This window comes from Paracoccus sp. SM22M-07 (assembly GCF_001887735.1).
Classification (GTDB): domain Bacteria; phylum Pseudomonadota; class Alphaproteobacteria; order Rhodobacterales; family Rhodobacteraceae; genus Paracoccus.
On sequence record NZ_JPKW01000025.1, the window covers coordinates 1 to 15,493 of the forward strand.

The following is a 15,493-nucleotide window of genomic DNA, read 5'->3' on the forward strand; positions in this document are numbered from 1 at the left end:
GCCATCCGGAGCCGCTTCGCCGGCCACCCCAGCTGTAGCGACAAGACACGTAATGCACTAAGATTGAAACCGGACCACCCGATAGGGGCAGGCCAGCTGCTCGGCGAACTGAATGCCGTTGTCGGTGAGAATGGTGTGGACCTGATAGGGCACTGCTTCAAGCATGTGTTGCAGGAACTCCCAGGCCGTCTTCCTGTCCGCCTTATCGACGAGCTGGGTCACGGCAAACTTGCTCGTGCGGTCGATGCCGACGAACAGAAATAGCTTTCCCTCAGCAGTCTGCACTTCGGCAATATCGATATGGAAGAAGCCGATGGGGTAGCGTTTGAACTTCTGGCGCTTTGGCTTGTCGCCCTCCACGTCAGGCAGTCGAGAAATGCCGTGACGCTGCAGGCACCGATGCAACGCCGAACGGGTCAGATGTGGGATCGATGGCTGCAGGGCATAGAGGCAAGCGCAGCGCCATCCAACGGCAGCAGCGTGTACCGACGAAAAGCAACGACGGTCGCCTCCTCGACCTCGGTCAGGATCGTCGAGCGCGGTCCTTTGGCCCGGTCTTGAGATCCTCGACCGTCTGGCGCTTGCGCCATTTCGCAACCGTCTTCGGATTAATGCCAAGATCCCGACTCAACGTCGCGAGCGAAGCTTGCGATCGTTGTATTGCAGCTCTGACGGCGTGCGTGGTCGTGGCGCTTCCATGGCGAACCTGGCCCATAATGCTTCCTTCCATTCCTGAGAAAGGATCGCACCATCAAACCGTGGGATCAAACATGAAGTCGCGTCGATCATTGCCGTCCGCTTCTCGAGTTCCTCGGCGGCATATCCCGCTAGGACCAGAGCGAACACACCCTTGTCGCTCCAGCGCTTCCAGAGGGTCTTATACTGAGTTTACTGATTTTCCTGTTTGTGGTCACCCGGCTTGGCAGGGTTCATCACATCAAACTCCTCGGGTGAATGCGGCTTTCCGTGATGCTCCCCTTGGCCGTTTTGACGATTGTTAGGGTCGGTCGCGGGGTTATCTTGCTTTGGTCTTTCGGTGGTCATGGTCTGATCCTTTGCGCGAAAAAGCGGGTCGCAAGTAGATTTAGAATTAGTGGACGGGGCAAAGCCCCGACATTACGTCTTCCCTTGGTCAATCATGCCCGGCTTTTTCGGGTCTTCCGCAATGACGGCGTCCGGCCGATTGCCGCCAGTATCCGCAGTATTCCCGTGCTCGGCTGGATGGTCTGGCACTTCTGGATGTCAATCGGCTTTTTTTGCTTTGCAAAGTTTGTGCTAGGGATTCGGCTTATTCTGATCGTGGGTCATATTTTGTCCTTCTGAAGAACAACGTTGAGGAGGAATAGTTGTTCCAGCGTCATAATTTGTTGGCTATTGGAAAAAATGCATCGGAACGCCCGTTGATCTTCCTGCTGCGCCCTTAGGTGCAGCTCACCCCGCCAGGTCATCATTCCGCGGCCAAAAAAAGATGGGATGATCGGGGGTCGCCGCGAGTCGATCGATCTGTGGTGAATGACCGGCGGTTATCCGGGCATGCTCCTGAAGGTCATTTTGTCAGGTGGTGCTGCGATGAATCTGTTTGTTGGTCTGGACGTGTCGGTCCGCATGACGAGCGTCTGCGTGATGGAGGTGAACGGCAAAGTCTTGAAAGAAGCGAAGGTAGAGAGTGAGCCGCAGGCAATCGCATCCCTGCTCGGCTCGCTTGCAGGGCAATATCGACGGGTGGGCCTTGAGGCAGGTCTACTTGCGCAGTGGCTCTACAGCGGCCTGGCTGCGGCAGGGTTTCCTATTATTTGCGTCGAAACACGGCATATGAAGGCGGCACTGTCGGCGCAGATCAACAAAACGGACAGGAATGACGCGCGCGGCATCGCGCAGATGATGCGCGTCAGGCTGTTTTGCCCCGTCCACGTCAAGACAGAGCGGAGCCAAGAGATCAGGATGTTGCTGACGGCGCGCAAATTCCTGCAGTTGAAGATCATAGATGCCGAGAACAGCCCGCGCGGCATGCTTCGCAATTTCGGCCTGAAGGTCGGTGCCGTGACGCGGCTCCAATTCGAGGCAAGGGTGATCGAATTGATCGAAGCGCGCCCACACCTGACGATAACAATCGCGCCGCTGCTGAAGGTCCGGCGCGTCCTTCGGGAGCAGTATCAATTCCTGCACAAGGCAATAGAGCGGCTGGCCGCGGACGATGGCATCTGCCGCCTGCTCATGACCGCGCCGGGGCTCGGTCCGCTTGTTTCGTTGACCTTTAGAGCTGGCATAGACGAGGCAGCCCGCTTAAGCCGATCGCGATCCGTTCCAGCCCAATTCGGACTGACACCCGCGAGCTGCCAATCAGGCGAGTTGGACCGTGGGTGGGGCATTTCCATGTGTGGAGACTCTGGTGTCAGATGGGCGCTGGTCGAGGCAGCTGGCATCATCATGCGCCAGAAGACCAAAAGCTCGCCTTTGAAGGTCTGGGGCACGGCCTTGGCAAAGCACCGCGGTCCTGCGAAGGCCCTTGTTGCCGTGGCCCGACGTCTTGCGACGATCCTGCACCGGATGTGGATCGACAATACCGAATATCGCTGGCAAGCGCAGCCTGCAGAGAGTGTCAGATCTTTTGTGTATGAGTGATCCGGTCCATGCTTCTTCGACAGGAAGCATGCATGAGGATTTCCAAGGAACTGCTGAAGGGCGTCGAGCGCCCTGAGGACCTGCTCGGCGAGGCCGGGCTGATGAAAGAGCTAAAGATCAAGCTCATCGGGCGGATGCTGGGCGCCGAACTGACCGCGCATCTGGGCTATGAGGAGGGCAAGGAGGTTCCACCGGGACAGGGCAACCGCCGGAACGGCACCTCGACCAAGGTGCTGAAGGGACAGGACGGAGAGATGCCGGTGGCGGTGCCCCGCGACCGCGACAGCAGCTTCGAGCCCGAACTGGTGAAGAAGGGCCAAACCCGGATCGCCGAAGATCACGCGGACCGAAACATCGCGGCGCAGGTTTTTGCGGATCGGCTCGGCTACATCCGTGGCTGACAGGGCGGTCGTGGCCACTTGATAGAGCAGCGGCTGGAGCAGATGATGGTTGCGCCGGTCTATGACTGTTACGCCGATGCCCGCGCGGCCAAGCGCCTTTGCCACCTCCAACTCGGCAAAGCAGGCGCCGATGATTACCACCTCGCGGAAATCGACCTCTGGCACCGCGGCGCCCGTCAAATGTCCGCCTGCTCGTCCGAGGCGGCAAGTTGCAAATAGAGCCGCGTCACCGCATCAAGGCCGTCGGCAATCGCAGCCGCCATCCGCCGCTCCTGGTCGAGGTTCTGCTGCAGGGCCGGCACCGCCGAGACCGCCCCGCTCAGTTCAGCCGTGGTGATCAGCGACATATAAGCGGCGATCTCGAAGTTTTCGAAGGCGTGATTGGCAAAGCTGTTCTTCAGGATCTCGTCGCCGGCCAGGGTGTGCCCCACCGCCGCCATGCTGCCGCTGAGCGACAGCCCCATGTCCTTCAGCCCTGATGCCGAGGTATCCAGACCAGATAGGATTACGTCCAAACGCTCGATCTGGCCCTCGGTTTCGCGGATGTGGCGGTCCCGAAGCGCCGACATTTCAGGATAATGCTCAAGCCGGTTCAGCTGCGGCTGCATGATGGACAGCGCTTGCTTTTTCATCGCATGGGCATTGCGCAGCCTATCCAAAAAGACACCCCGCGCACTCATCGTCTTGGCCATGTGACGCTCCGCTGGTTGTTCGGGGCGGTGAACCTGAGACAAAACGAATTGTTCCAGACGCTGGCAGCGGGAACATTCGGTGACCGTGTCAGTTGCACGATCCCGCTGATCAAAAACTGTCAGCGCTGCCAAGAGAGATTTGAGATGAGCGAAGAATCAAATGGACAGGACGGCGCCACCCTGGAAAAGGTTAGCCATCACCCGCCGAATGATTGAGGCTCACGATGCGACCATTGTCGCGGTGGAGGCGGACTGGCCGGACGCGGCGGTTGCGAACCGCTATGTACGCGGACCGTCGGCACCGGATGCGGCAGAGCCCTTTGAGCGTTTTCCCCGCTGGATGTGGTCTCACTATGTGATCGCGGAGCTGCTGGACTGGGTGCGAGACTGGAACCGGGGCCGCCAACCCGAGGCGCAGGCGAGCTTTTATGGGCTGCACATGAACAGCATGAACGCCTCGATGCGGGCCGTGCTGGCTTATCTGGAAGAAGTCGATCCCGACGCCGCGCGCGTGGCGCGCAAACGCTATGGCTGCCTGCAGCCTTGGGCAGACCGACCAGGGGCCTATGGCCGGGCGGTTCTGTCCGCCGGATATAGCGGCTGCGAAGAGGTGGTGATCAACCAGTGCGAGGACTTGCTGGAACGCCAAAGGGCCGAAACCACTGCAGACGGGGTCGATATGCTGGATGCTACGCAAAATGCCCGCCCGGTTGCTGCGGCCAAACAATATTACCGGATCATGTATCGCGGCGGCTCTGAGACGTGGAACCTGTGCGACAGTCACATGGGCGCCATGCTGACTCATCTGCTGGAAGCAGTAGGGCCGAAGGCCAAAGCAGTTGTCCGGGTGTATAACTCGTATATCGGCGACGCACGGGCGAGCGAGATGAACTGGGCGCGGGGCGAACATAGCCTTGGCCAGCTGGTGAGGCAGCGATGGGGCCGCAAGGTCGCATCGGTCTGTTTTGGAACCCATGCGGGGACAGCAACCGCTACCAATGCGTGGCGCGCGCGAAAAAATGTCATGGCCATTAGTTCGTCACATCCGGGCAGCGTCGAGCGCCAGTGCCATGACAGCGGTTCGTCCCGTTTCTTGCTGGGTACGAGCGCGGCGCCCGACCTGATTGCCTCTTTATCCAGTCGCCGCCTGCAGCGCTTCATCGGGGTGATCTATCGCCCACTTATCGAGCGGGACAGCCACTCCATGCAGTCGGAACCTTCGGGACAATATAATGGCTAGGTTTCGTTCGACCGGACAACGGCGCTGAGGGCCAGCGCGCCCGCACAGCGGCATGTCGCACTACCACGAACCTTGCCCTTAGCATGACACCATACCCGTCAAATGGAGGCACCTCATGACGTCTTTACCAGAGCGCGTTGCTGGATCATTGGAAGCGGTCGAGCGACTCGATGCTCCAGCCTATGCAGTGGCCGACGTAGTTTCTACAGTATTGGAACTGACCGGCACGGCATCAAAGTCGATCCAGAACGTCCTTCATGGCACTTGGCTCGGTCATCCTCTTCATCCGGCGCTTGCGACCATTCCAATCGGCACTTGGACGATGGCGCTTGCGCTCGACAGCTCCGAGGCACTTGGCCTCGCGCCGCAGCGGCGGGCGCGGGACGCCGCAGACCTGGCCCTGAAAGTTGGCGTGGTGGGGGCCTTAGCGGCAGCCGCAGCCGGGATGGCCGACTGGCGTCAGGTCCATGGGCGGGATCGGCGCACGGGGCTCGGCCACGCGGCGCTCAACTCGGTTGCGCTCGGCCTGACTATCGGATCGCTTGCGCTGCGCCGCAGCGGTCGCCGCAGCCTTGGCCGCGTCGCCAGCGGCACAGGCTGGCTCGCCGTAGTGGCCGGGGCATACCTTGGCGGGCATCTTGTGTACCGCCGCCGCGTCGGTGTGGACCACGCAGATCGATCGCCCGAGCCGCGTGGCTTTCAAGCCGTTCTTCCCGTCGCCGCATTGAAAGAGGATCGCCCAAGACGCATCGAGCTGTGGGACGAGGCGGCGCGGGGGATGCTTGGTGTGGTGCTTGTGCGTCATCAGGGGCGCGTTCATGCCATGGGATCGCGATGCTCGCATATGGGAGGGCCTCTTGACGAGGGCTGGGTCCAGAACGGAGGGCTTGTATGCCCTTGGCACGGCTCGCGTTTCTGCCTCTCCAGCGGTCGAGTCCTCGATGGCCCTTCGACCGCATCGCAGCCCCAATACCAGGTTCGGATTAGGGACGACCGGGTCGAGATCCGCCGTGTGCCCGAGCCTGGCGACGAGGCTCTGACATCGCGCGAAATTTCGGCCGGGCGCGCTGAGGCTGAGGTTGAGGCAAGCGCAGAAATGCCGCGCGAAGCGCGCAAGGCCGACGAGGTGCTGTTTGAGCATCACCAGCTGCTCCGTCGGCTGTTCGAGACCATTAGGGCGATGGACCCCGGTGACCCGGAGCGCCGGGACATGATGCGGCTTTTGGCCGGCGAGCTCGAGATCCATGAACATGTCGAAGATGTCATCTTTTATCCTGCCGTTCGGCCTGTCAGCGAAGATGTTCCCGTCGCTCATGCGGAACACCAGCAGCTTGCAGACATGCTGGCAGTGGCGCTACGCCTTGGCTCGTCGTCGCCCAAGTTCGAGCAGCAGCTCCGCGCACTTCACGAGGCGGTCGACCATCATGCCTCATCCGAGGAGACGTCGATGTTCAAGGAGGCTCAACGCCTTGGAGAGGCGCGCCTGCGCGAGCTGGGCCAGCAGATCGAGCAGGCGCTTGAGCACGAGCGCGATTCGCGTGCGCGCAAGGCGTTTCGGGCCCTGAAGATCCACCTGCTGGAGGGAGGTTGAGCCCGCATAGCCAGCGTTCAGGGGCACTTATTCAAGGCAGTTGTGCAGGGGGCCGCTCATGCGGCCGCCTTTTCTTCTTCGACGTGCTGGCGCTTGGTCAGCAGGTCGGCGGCTTTCTGTGCCTCGCGGGCGGCTTTGAAGATCAGGCGCTTGTCATCGTTCAACGCGCGCAGCTAGCTTTTCAGATACGCCCCGGATTTGGCAAAGTCAGGGGTCAGGCCAAGCTGCGAGCAGACCATGCAGTTGCCGATTCCAGCAATCAGTTCCTGGATCGCATAAGCTTTGCGGTCTGTAAAACGTGAAAAGCGGTCAAGGCGGGTGCTGTGTCCGGTCCAGTGGCAAGCCTCATGTGCTAGCGTCTCATAATAGCCTGCCGCATCGTGAAATTTGGCAATCAAAGGAATATGGATATGGTCGGCGGCGGGGTCGTCGTAGGCTTGCGATTCGTCGCTGGTGCGAATTTCGGCCCCGGTTGCGGCAAAGAAAGCGTCAAGTGCCGGGTCAGGATCGGTCCCAAGGTCGCGCGCGGCCTCGGCGGGGGTGGAATAGTATTCCGGGTCCAGCCCCTTGATCTGCTTGGCGTTGAACACGCTGTAAGATTTCAGATAGGGCAGGCGGCGTTCCTCGACCGTCTCTTTGTCTTCGCGGTCAAAAGTCCCGTATTTGACACCTGTGGCGCATTTTTTCGCCCTTGCGGACCTGTCGCCCGCTTCCTGTGCTTGGCGATAGGTGAACCAGAACGAAGCGTGATAGCCTTTGGCGTCGGTGGCAAGCTACAGCATCAGGTCGTTGATGCCGGAGTAGGGTTCGCCATTGCTGCTGAGCGGGAATGTAGCGCCGCCCTTCTTGCCAGTCCAAGGCTTACGCCATGCGGGGGTGCCAGAATCGATTCTGGCAGTGATGCTGTCGGTGACATGCTGGCAAAGGTTGCACGATCTAGAGCTGCAACATGACGGCGCTATGAAACTATTGGTCATCGACTATCAGCCCCCGCTGCCATCAGACATGCCGATCACGAAGGCCGTCCGCTACAACGCAACGTCCGGTGAGTTCTCAACGACGAGCATATCCCAGAAGGATGCCAAGATCCTCTACGACAGCACGTGCTATCAAGCGTGCCTGAGGACGATCAGAGATACATTTCGCGGAGATAAGCCGCGGAACATAGATACGATCGCCTTCATTGGGAATGTCAAAGCAGTGAATGCTGCGACCGGCAGAAGATCTGCAGAGACGATCATGTCGGTACTGGTCGGACGCGAAGCTGTAGAAAGAATCGACTTCAACAATGTAGATCCGTAGGCATGCTTCGCATCCCTGAAAGCGTTCCAGCATCAAGTTTGTCAAAGCTGGCCTTAGTCTTCCCGGTCATCACCTTCAACAAGGCTGCCCCCCGCGAAATCCCTCACCGTATTGTAGAGTCTGCGCCAACTCTGAAGGAGCAGACGAATGCGAAAGAGCCGTTTCACCGAGGCGCAGATTATCGGGATGCTCAAGGAGCAGGAGGCCGGCATGCCGACAGCGGAGGTGTGCCGCGGGCATGGCCTTAGCACCGCCACCTTCTACAAGCTGAAAGCCAAGTATGGCGGGATGGAAGTTTCGGAGGCGGCCAGGCTGAAGGCGCTGAAAGACGAGAACAGCCGGTTGAAGAAGATCGTGGCCGACCTGACTTTGGATCGGGAAATGATGAGCGTGTGAACGCCACCGGTCCGAGTGAGCACGCGAACGGACGCCATCCGCCGAAAGCTCTGAGGCCTGCCCGGACACGGGAACTGGTCGACGGGATGTTGTTGGGCTGGGGCATATCGATCCGCCGGGCATGTGAGGCCCTGCGCTTTGACCCGTCGAGCTACCATTACAAGTCCCGCCGAACCGGGCAGGCCGCATTGGAACTGAGGATCCGGGAGATTTGCGAAACACGGGTGCGCTACGGATATCGGCGTGTCCATGTCTTGCTGCGACGGGAGGGTGGGCCAAGTGAACATCAATAAGACCCGCAGGATTTACAATGAGTTGGGTCTACAGCTCAGGAACAAGAACCCGAAGCGGCGGGTGAAGGCCAAGCTGCGCGATGATCGCCAGGAGGCAGTCGGACCGAACGATGTCTGGGCTATGGATTTTGTTCATGACCAACTCGCTCTCGGCAACAAGCTGCGGATCCTGACGATCGTGGATACGCATTCCCGTTTTTGTCCAGCAGCTGACCCGCTCTTCACCTACCGCGGCGAGGATGTGGTCCGGACACTGGAACGGGTCTGAGCCCAAGTCGGCTATCCCAGGACGATCCGGGTCGACAATGGCAGCGAGTTCATCTCGGGCGACCTCGATCTGTGGGCCTACGCCAACCACATCACCCTGGACTACTCACGCCCGGGCAAGCCAACAGACAACGGTTTCATCTTGCGTCGGGAAAACAGTCCCCCAGACTGTTTTCTGATCCTCCTCACGTTCAACAGCAAGCTCCGGTCGGAATGCCTGAACGCGCGTCGCCATTGCTGCTCGGACCAGTGGCGCACCAATGGCAACTTCATGAGCCTTGCGGACGCGCAGGAAAAACTGGAGACTTGGCGTAGGCACTACAATGAGGACCGACCTCATAGTGCGATCGGATACAACGTCCCGATCGCCCTGCATTATCCCGGCGGCGCAGCCAGCCCGTCGCCATGACCAGGCTGGAAAACTCCAGCATCCGCCGGTCCAAGGTTGGGGAGCAGCGCACCAAACTGCAGACTCTCGTTATGAATGAGGGACCAACGGGGGGCAGGTCCGACCAGTTGCCAACACAATGCTGATCGCCGAAATGCCCGAGATTGGCACTATCATCGGTGAAGAAGCTGCCGCACTTACTGGATTGGCCCCGGTGGCACATGACAGCGGAACACTTCGCGGGAAACGGGCGATCGCCGGTGGTCGCCCTGCGCTGAGGCACCTGATGTTCCAGGCGGCGCTGGTCGCGGCACATCACAACCCAAGCATGAGAACCTTCGCAGATCGCCTTCGCAAGGCAGGAAAACCACACAAGGTCATCATCACCACCGTCGCCAGTAAGCTGGTCACCATCGCCAACGCGCTATGCAAAAGCCCTCAGAAATGAGCAGCGACGGCTCCCTGAAAGATACAGTTGCTAAGACCGCGGTAATTGATTGGTCGGAAGCTCACCAATCCTCATAAACGGATTGCTTACGCCAATTTACCTGAACTCAAGAGGTGATGCACGACACTCCTGTTTGAGATGGTTTCGGCAACTGGAATGCCTCTCATTATTTTCTCGATTTATCGCGAACATTTCGCCTGCCACGAGGTTGCGTGCGTCTGATGAACAGATTGCTTCATGGAAAGGAGACAGTTCATGTTGATGAAGCTCATGGGAAGCGTCGCCGCAACTGCCCTTCTGGCAACGGCCTCTTTCGCGCAGGACCCGAATACCGCGGCACCTCCGGTGGGGGAGGTCATTGTCGACCAGGCTGACCCCCAGGTCGACGTTACGGTTCCCGCCCCGGATCTCGATGTCGCGCAAACACCGCCGGAGGTGACGGTGGATCAACCCGAACCAACCGTGAATGTTCAGCAGGCCCCACCTCAGGTGATGGTCGAGCAATGTGCGCCCACCATTACCGTCACTCAGGCGCCCCCGACCGTGACGGTCGACATTCCACAACCGCGCGTTGGGGTGCGGATGGCTGATCCATCGGTAGAAGTCGCGCAAGGCGAGCCCCAAGTGATGGTCGATACACCCGAACCCGTCATTCGCTATCAGGCTCCGGAACCGAAGATCGTGGTCACTGACGCAGAGGCGGAAGTGGATGTGCGCGAGTCGGAGCCAGAGGTGGACGTGGCGACGGCAGAGCAGGCGCGCGTCAACCTGCGTAGCCAGGATCCCGCCGTCAATGTCGAGGAGGGTGGCGATGCAGAGGTGAACGTTGCCGAGGCGCCTGATCCCAATGTGCAGGTTCAAGACGGCGGCGAAGCGGATGTCAACGTGAACCAGGGCGAGCCGCAGGTAGATGTCACGGCAGCAGGTGCCCCCGAGACCGAAACGCGAGAGGGCTATCAGTCTGCAGAGCCGGAAATGCTCACAGCCGAGAATGTGGAGGGTGCCGATATCTACTCAGCCGATGATCAGAACATCGGGCAGGTCAATGATCTGGTCTTGTCACAAGGAGGTCAGATCGAAGAGGTCATTGTCGGCGTCGGTGGTTTCCTGGGAATCGGTGAACGGAACATCGCGCTGTCGATGAGCGAAGTGTCGTTCCAGCAGGCGTCCGAAGGCGACGAGTTGCGAGGCTACATTGCTGCGCAGGCTGCCGACATAGAAAACATGCCGGAATACCGCGGCGAATAGAAACCCGTCATTGCGCCTGGGGCCTCACGGCGCTGCGGGCGCAACTGACCATTGCTGTTCAACCTTATCCGACCGCGACCATCCGCACTCCATCCTGATGGTCCAGCCCGAAACAAGACATGGAGTCAACATGGCCAGAAATGATCACCGAACCCCGCCCCACCCGAACGATCCTATCCCTCCCAAGAAAAGGTTTGGCATTGTCCCTCTTGTCGTCGGGTTACTGATCGCATTCGTCCTGCTCTATTTTCTGTTCACCATGCTGACGGGCGATGACGAAACGGTAGCGACGAGATCTGAGCCTGAAATTCAGGAGGACGCGGGCACAGACCTTTCGGATGACCCGACCATGACCTCAGATCCGGTTGATGGAACGCCTGCTACCGAAGCGCCTGCCAGAGAGACCGCTGCCTCACCCATTGGAGAAGGGGATGCAGGTCCGGCCAGTACCCAAGATGCCAACGCGGGAGGCACCGAGGAGACCATGACGGTCGATATTGCCGAACCCTCGGAGACTCCCGCTGGCAATTCTGGAACAGGTGGTGATGTGGAGGCCGATACGGATACTGCGACGGTCCCCCTTCAGGAGCCTGCGGCAAGTCCGGCAAACTGAGATTTTGCTTCCACTGGCGGGGGCAACTGTTGGTGAGGCCGTTGCAGCGCAGACAGGGTGTCCGCGTCAGATCGCTCGTAGCACCCCCGGCGAGAGCAAATGAGAGACTGATATGGAAGATCATGCCGGATAGCCCTCGCTGGCCCGATCCCCCATCCGAGGATGCTTAGTGATTATCGCCAAGCCCTTTAGAGGAAGAGGAGGACCACCTGCCGCCACTGTCTCGGGCCGCGCCGTCGGAAACGGCGCTTATCGAGCCTTGGGTCCTTGCGGAGTCTGCTTTGTCTGCGCGTCTTGGAATGGTCGCGGGATGGTTAGTTGCCTTCAATAACCGGCTTCAGCGTGGTTCTACACGATGGCGCGACAGGCTTCCACTGAGCGAGGGGGCCGAACTATCATGGTTTGGCGGCGGCCGGATTGGGATGGATCGGCTCTCCCTCTGGATGGCGAGGCGGCTGTCGGGCTTGCAGGGCGACGCGGCGGTGCCGGCCCATGCCGGATGGGCAGGGTCGGGCGCACATCGTCCGGCCCCGGTCACGAGCAGGATCTTGCAGCCTTTCTGGAACGTCGCGACCCTGAAACTATGGTCGACGATGCTGAACCGCTGACCGATGGTGCGGACGGTTGGCTGGACCTGATGGCTTATGACGAAGGGTTTCATCCGATCACGCGGGCTTGCATGGGCTATCATCTGTGGAATCTGGCTGGGCTTGGTCAGCACGGCGGCCGGATCGCGGCGGTGGAGGCAGGGGCGCGTCTTTTGCGCCGCTGGCCATGGGGCGGGGCAGGGGGCTGCGTCCCGGTGGATCGGTGCCCGAGCGGCTGGCGCGTTGGCTTGACGGACTTGAGGCCGGTTGCGTAAGGGCGGTGCGGCATTTTTAGGATGTCGAGGCATGGTTCGCACGGGCAAAAGGCGGAACTGATCCGACTGTCGGGAAAGACGCCGTCCGTCTTGCTCAGCGAATGGCCGCCGGTCTCGGCGCCTATGGCCGAGACACGGACCGGCGTCAGCCGGACGGCCGTCCAGCGCAACCTTGTCTGGATGGAAGCCCCAAGCCTATCGGGAGCTGACGGGGCAAGGGCGCTATGGCATGTGGCGAGCAACTTCCTGAACGACGCGCCGCATCAACGTGCGATCACGGGCGGCTCGTACTGGCATGCGGGTCCTGGTAGTGGTTAGACTCAGATGGGTGGTCTCAATGCCACCAAAGCCTCGAAGGAAATTCGGGAAGACTGTCTTTGATGACCCGTTTTGGGATAAACACCCTTTGCGCCTGCCTGAACGTAATTCCTTCGTCGCCGTCGGCTCTTTTCCCAACTATGGATTGTCAGCCAAGAACTTCGTTTTCAAGCGGCCCGGTTCTCGGCGGGCGAAGCACGGACTATGGCACCACAGGGGTCATATCGCTCACGATGCATTTCCAGAGGATCCCGCCCTCGGGGCTTGACACCGGAAGTCCGTGACCTTCCAGCCACCTTACCTCCCCTTGCGGCGTCCTGATCCGCCATTTGTGATGCCACGGGATCATGCCTGCTGCGGAATTCCCGAAAGACGCGCGTGCCAGCGGGTAATCCTCGGCCAGACACATCGCGAAGACATCGCTGTATGTCTTGACGTAGACATGGCTTGAAATCCCCCAGATATCCCGCGTCTCCGCCGAGGCGGCCTCAATCCACTCAGTTCCGTCCGGCCCGTGATAATATGCAAGCGTCGCCCCTGCGAGCTTGCCGATCCGGAAGGGAACATCCTTTGTTGTGGTAACGTTCTGGGTCGGTCCTTGCTCGGCCCAGAACATGGTCTTGACCTGCGTGGACACCCCTTCGGCGAAGGCCTGCAGAACCTCGATATTGGCTGATGTCCAGACGCGCGGCTCAGGTTCGACAAGGCACAGGGCCGCGATCGCCTGTCCCGTCTCGTCCTTGACCGGCACGCCAAGATAGGCGACGACTCCGAACTTGGCGACGGCTTCATGGCCGGTGACGCGGGGGTCGGTCCGGGCATCCGAAATGACCAGAGGCGCGGAATTCTGAACCACGATCTTGCAGAATGAATAGGCCAGAGAGGTGCGCCGGGCCTCGTCCAGTGCCGTTGGCAGCCCCGACCCTGCCTTGAAGAACTGTTCGCCCTTGTTCTCATCGATGATCGTCAGCAAGCTAACCTTGCAATTGAAGATGCGACGGGCCTGATCGACAACACGGTCGAAGACAGGCGATTTGACCGGCTTCAAGATGCCGCTATTCGTCAAGCGCAGCACATTCTGTTCCGAAACAATCCGTCTGGTGGTGGTCCGGTCCTGATGCGGCGAACCAGCCCCAGGCGAATCCTCGACGCAATCCTGCGGTAGGGGTTTCGGTGTCTGATCGGACATGCGCTCTCCTTTTGAATGGCCGTCGACGAAAGAGTTGCCAACTCATAGGTTGCGCCGCTCTTCCTGTCTGTCGGGCACCCAACAAAGCTCGGAACTATCGCTGGCCTGTCGGGCTTGTCCAAGTCATGCGCAAAGTCCGCCCGCCAGGGCCGCAGAGCTGGCAGGAAGTTATCATGAAGTCTTCAAAGGGCTTGATTAAGCCAGGTTCCAACCAGATCCTCGGTGCCTTCGGAGAGGATTCCTATCGCGCCATCCAGCCATATCTGGAACAGGTCGATGCCAGGTTTGGCGACCTTATCTGTGAAGCCGGAAGCCCATCGACACACGTCTACTTTCCAGAAAGCTGCGTTCTGTCGCTGATGACAGTGATGGAAAACGGCAACGAAATTGAATGCGCAAATATCGGCAATGAGGGGGCGTTCGGATTGTTTTCGGCCATGCATGGCAGCGGGTCAAGCGCGCGGTGCATGGTTCAGTTGGCAGGTTCGATGCTGCGCTGCGACATCTCGCATCTGAGAAAGATATTCCGGTCCGACCTGCAGATTCAGGACCTGTTCGTCAGCTATTCCGAAACGGTCCTGTCGCAGGTTGCGCAGACTGCCGGATGTAACGCGCTGCACACGATCGAGCAGCGAATGTGCCGTTGGCTTTTGATGATGCATGATCGGGCGAAGGGGGATGAGCTGACCTACACCCAGGAGTTCCTGGCGCGGGTGATGGGCGCGAACCGAACCTCGGTCACACAGATCGCACAATCGCTGCAGCGGCGCGGGTTCATCTCCTATCGTCGCGGATTGATGCAAATGGAGGATCGGGCAGGGATGCAGATTGCCGCCTGCGAGTGCTATGATGTAATCATGGCCCGCCTTGCAACGTTTCTGTCGTCTCTCGACAGCACGGACCATAATACCAGGGGGTGATGATGGGTGCATGGCGTCGACATCCTTGCCGCACGCCGGGATTCAGTCGGCCAGACGACGCCGATCGATCGTCATCCTGAAGACGGCCCCATGTCGCGTCCAGTCATAGGCAATCGATCCGCCGCGCTGCTCCTCGATGGTTTGCCTGACCGGCGTGCTTCCATACCCTTGGGTCCTGCTGCCGCGGTCAAGTTCGGGTGCCCTGTTTGGTCCATGACTTGTCGACAAGGTCGTCATCGACCTGCTTTGCTGAAAACTCCTCGAATTGTGCTTTGCATGGTCCTTGCAAACAAGATGGACGATGAAGCAATCGCGGCTCACGGAAGAACGGATCATTGGAATTTTGAAGGAGTACCAAGTCGGACTCGGCTCGAAGGATTTGTACCGCGAGCAGGTGTCAGCGATAGGACCTATTACAAGTGGCGTGCCCGCTTTGGCGGCATGGGAATATCGGATTCGGAAAAGCCAAAGGCGTTGGAACGATAGGCAAGTAACATTGATGGTATGGATGGCCTGCGAAGAACGGGGTGACTATCCTCAGGAATAGTCCTCTCTCACTGAAAATGCGGATCTTGCGGCCAAACCGTTCGGTCCAGCGCGTCTACCTGGCCTGCCCCTATCGGGTGGTCCGGTTTCAATCTTAGTGCATTACGTGTCTTGTCGCTACAGCTGGGGTGGCCGGCGAAGCGGCTCCGGATGGCGA

General features: G+C 59.7%; 14 protein-coding genes and 6 pseudogenes. 13 read left to right on the top strand and 7 right to left on the bottom strand.

Going from position 1 to position 15,493, the window contains the following annotated elements; translation table 11 throughout:
- Nucleotides 1-96: 96 nt before the first annotated feature.
- A pseudogene (locus IE00_RS18430) lies at nucleotides 97-715 on the bottom strand (IS481 family transposase); the annotation flags it as partial.
- A 173-nt stretch (nucleotides 716-888) separates the two neighbouring features.
- The gene (locus IE00_RS20290) at nucleotides 889-1,044 is read right to left on the bottom strand and encodes a hypothetical protein (RefSeq protein WP_170864209.1); all 156 of its coding nucleotides are present in this window, start codon (nucleotides 1,042-1,044) and stop codon (nucleotides 889-891) included.
- 525 nt (nucleotides 1,045-1,569) lie between these two features.
- On the opposite strand from IE00_RS20290, the gene IE00_RS18435 reads away from it, so the two are divergent.
- Together IE00_RS18435 and IE00_RS20695 are read left to right on the top strand one after the other, a co-directional pair.
- Nucleotides 1,570-2,622 carry an IS110 family transposase gene (locus IE00_RS18435; protein WP_072298658.1) on the top strand — a complete coding sequence of 351 codons (1,053 nt, stop codon included), beginning with the start codon at nucleotides 1,570-1,572 and terminating at the stop codon, nucleotides 2,620-2,622.
- A gap of 32 nt (nucleotides 2,623-2,654) precedes the next feature.
- Entirely contained in the window at nucleotides 2,655-3,023 is a 369-nt protein-coding gene (locus IE00_RS20695; protein WP_256374833.1) for a transposase, read from the top strand.
- On the opposite strand, the pseudogene IE00_RS20965 reads toward IE00_RS20695, so the two are convergent.
- Both IE00_RS20965 and IE00_RS18450 read right to left on the bottom strand, forming a co-directional pair.
- Nucleotides 2,997-3,188 (bottom strand): annotated as a pseudogene (locus IE00_RS20965) (FAD-dependent oxidoreductase); the annotation flags it as partial. The gene IE00_RS20695 and the pseudogene IE00_RS20965 overlap by 27 nt on opposite strands.
- Nucleotides 3,189-3,199: 11 nt before the next feature.
- Nucleotides 3,200-3,715, bottom strand: coding sequence for a ferritin-like domain-containing protein (locus IE00_RS18450; protein ID WP_072298648.1), 516 nt, complete (start codon nucleotides 3,713-3,715; stop codon nucleotides 3,200-3,202).
- A gap of 48 nt (nucleotides 3,716-3,763) precedes the next feature.
- Between IE00_RS18450 and IE00_RS20435 the strand changes: the two genes are divergently transcribed.
- From IE00_RS20435 to IE00_RS18460, 3 genes are all read left to right on the top strand, one after another.
- On the top strand, nucleotides 3,764-3,931 hold the full coding sequence (locus IE00_RS20435; protein ID WP_205949710.1) for a hypothetical protein: 168 nt from the start codon (nucleotides 3,764-3,766) through the stop codon (nucleotides 3,929-3,931).
- Nucleotides 3,924-4,955, top strand: a complete 1,032-nt coding sequence (locus IE00_RS18455) for an erythromycin esterase family protein (RefSeq protein WP_170864211.1) — start codon at nucleotides 3,924-3,926, stop codon at nucleotides 4,953-4,955. The genes IE00_RS20435 and IE00_RS18455 overlap by 8 nt, the downstream gene beginning before the upstream one ends.
- Nucleotides 4,956-5,166: 211 nt before the next feature.
- Nucleotides 5,167-6,546: a Rieske 2Fe-2S domain-containing protein gene (locus tag IE00_RS18460; protein ID WP_170864212.1), complete on the top strand. Its 1,380-nt coding sequence runs from the start codon at nucleotides 5,167-5,169 to the stop codon at nucleotides 6,544-6,546.
- Nucleotides 6,547-6,719: 173 nt separating this feature from the next.
- Here IE00_RS18460 and IE00_RS20705 read toward each other — a convergent pair whose 3' ends face one another.
- The gene (locus IE00_RS20705) at nucleotides 6,720-7,136 is read right to left on the bottom strand and encodes a zincin-like metallopeptidase domain-containing protein (protein ID WP_240494009.1); all 417 of its coding nucleotides are present in this window, start codon (nucleotides 7,134-7,136) and stop codon (nucleotides 6,720-6,722) included.
- A 6-nt stretch (nucleotides 7,137-7,142) separates the two neighbouring features.
- A pseudogene (locus tag IE00_RS20710) lies at nucleotides 7,143-7,523 on the bottom strand (ArdC-like ssDNA-binding domain-containing protein); the annotation flags it as partial.
- Here IE00_RS20710 and IE00_RS18470 point away from each other — a divergent pair.
- From IE00_RS18470 to IE00_RS20715, 6 genes and pseudogenes are all read left to right on the top strand, one after another.
- Nucleotides 7,507-7,848, top strand: a complete 342-nt coding sequence (locus IE00_RS18470; RefSeq protein WP_072298651.1) for a hypothetical protein — start codon at nucleotides 7,507-7,509, stop codon at nucleotides 7,846-7,848. The pseudogene IE00_RS20710 and the gene IE00_RS18470 overlap by 17 nt on opposite strands.
- 147 nt (nucleotides 7,849-7,995) lie before the next feature.
- Nucleotides 7,996-9,213, top strand: a pseudogene (locus IE00_RS18480) (IS3 family transposase).
- Nucleotides 9,214-9,328: 115 nt separating this feature from the next.
- Nucleotides 9,329-9,640 (top strand): annotated as a pseudogene (locus IE00_RS18485) (transposase); the annotation flags it as partial.
- 255 nt (nucleotides 9,641-9,895) lie between these two features.
- Nucleotides 9,896-10,888, top strand: coding sequence for a PRC-barrel domain-containing protein (locus tag IE00_RS18490; protein ID WP_072298654.1), 993 nt, complete (start codon nucleotides 9,896-9,898; stop codon nucleotides 10,886-10,888).
- Nucleotides 10,889-10,985: 97 nt separating this feature from the next.
- Nucleotides 10,986-11,501, top strand: a complete 516-nt coding sequence (locus tag IE00_RS18495; RefSeq protein WP_205949711.1) for a hypothetical protein — start codon at nucleotides 10,986-10,988, stop codon at nucleotides 11,499-11,501.
- Nucleotides 11,502-12,084: 583 nt separating this feature from the next.
- On the top strand, nucleotides 12,085-12,363 hold the full coding sequence (locus IE00_RS20715) for a hypothetical protein (protein ID WP_240494007.1): 279 nt from the start codon (nucleotides 12,085-12,087) through the stop codon (nucleotides 12,361-12,363).
- 520 nt (nucleotides 12,364-12,883) lie between these two features.
- Here IE00_RS20715 and IE00_RS18505 read toward each other — a convergent pair.
- The gene (locus IE00_RS18505) at nucleotides 12,884-13,870 is read right to left on the bottom strand and encodes a GAF domain-containing protein (protein WP_072298656.1); all 987 of its coding nucleotides are present in this window, start codon (nucleotides 13,868-13,870) and stop codon (nucleotides 12,884-12,886) included.
- 173 nt (nucleotides 13,871-14,043) lie between these two features.
- On the opposite strand from IE00_RS18505, the gene IE00_RS20445 reads away from it, so the two are divergent.
- Both IE00_RS20445 and IE00_RS20720 read left to right on the top strand, forming a co-directional pair.
- Nucleotides 14,044-14,790 carry a Crp/Fnr family transcriptional regulator gene (locus tag IE00_RS20445; RefSeq protein ID WP_072298657.1) on the top strand — a complete coding sequence of 249 codons (747 nt, stop codon included), beginning with the start codon at nucleotides 14,044-14,046 and terminating at the stop codon, nucleotides 14,788-14,790.
- Nucleotides 14,791-15,091: 301 nt separating this feature from the next.
- Nucleotides 15,092-15,270: pseudogene (locus IE00_RS20720) on the top strand (transposase); the annotation flags it as partial.
- Nucleotides 15,271-15,493: the final 223 nt, after the last annotated feature.

What these genes read in the sequence shown, in the direction of transcription:
- IE00_RS20290 (WP_170864209.1), bottom strand. Translation starts at nt 1,044, where the DNA reads ATGACCACCGAAAGACCAAAGCAAGATAACCCCGCGACCGACCCTAAC.
- IE00_RS18435 (WP_072298658.1), top strand. Translation starts at nt 1,570, where the DNA reads ATGAATCTGTTTGTTGGTCTGGACGTGTCGGTCCGCATGACGAGCGTC.
- IE00_RS20695 (WP_256374833.1), top strand. Translation starts at nt 2,655, where the DNA reads ATGAGGATTTCCAAGGAACTGCTGAAGGGCGTCGAGCGCCCTGAGGAC.
- IE00_RS18450 (WP_072298648.1), bottom strand. Translation starts at nt 3,715, where the DNA reads ATGGCCAAGACGATGAGTGCGCGGGGTGTCTTTTTGGATAGGCTGCGC.
- IE00_RS18455 (WP_170864211.1), top strand. Translation starts at nt 3,924, where the DNA reads ATGATTGAGGCTCACGATGCGACCATTGTCGCGGTGGAGGCGGACTGG.
- IE00_RS18470 (WP_072298651.1), top strand. Translation starts at nt 7,507, where the DNA reads ATGAAACTATTGGTCATCGACTATCAGCCCCCGCTGCCATCAGACATG.
- IE00_RS18490 (WP_072298654.1), top strand. Translation starts at nt 9,896, where the DNA reads ATGTTGATGAAGCTCATGGGAAGCGTCGCCGCAACTGCCCTTCTGGCA.
- IE00_RS18495 (WP_205949711.1), top strand. Translation starts at nt 10,986, where the DNA reads ATGGTCCAGCCCGAAACAAGACATGGAGTCAACATGGCCAGAAATGAT.
- IE00_RS20715 (WP_240494007.1), top strand. Translation starts at nt 12,085, where the DNA reads ATGGTCGACGATGCTGAACCGCTGACCGATGGTGCGGACGGTTGGCTG.
- IE00_RS18505 (WP_072298656.1), bottom strand. Translation starts at nt 13,870, where the DNA reads ATGTCCGATCAGACACCGAAACCCCTACCGCAGGATTGCGTCGAGGAT.
- IE00_RS20445 (WP_072298657.1), top strand. Translation starts at nt 14,044, where the DNA reads ATGAAGTCTTCAAAGGGCTTGATTAAGCCAGGTTCCAACCAGATCCTC.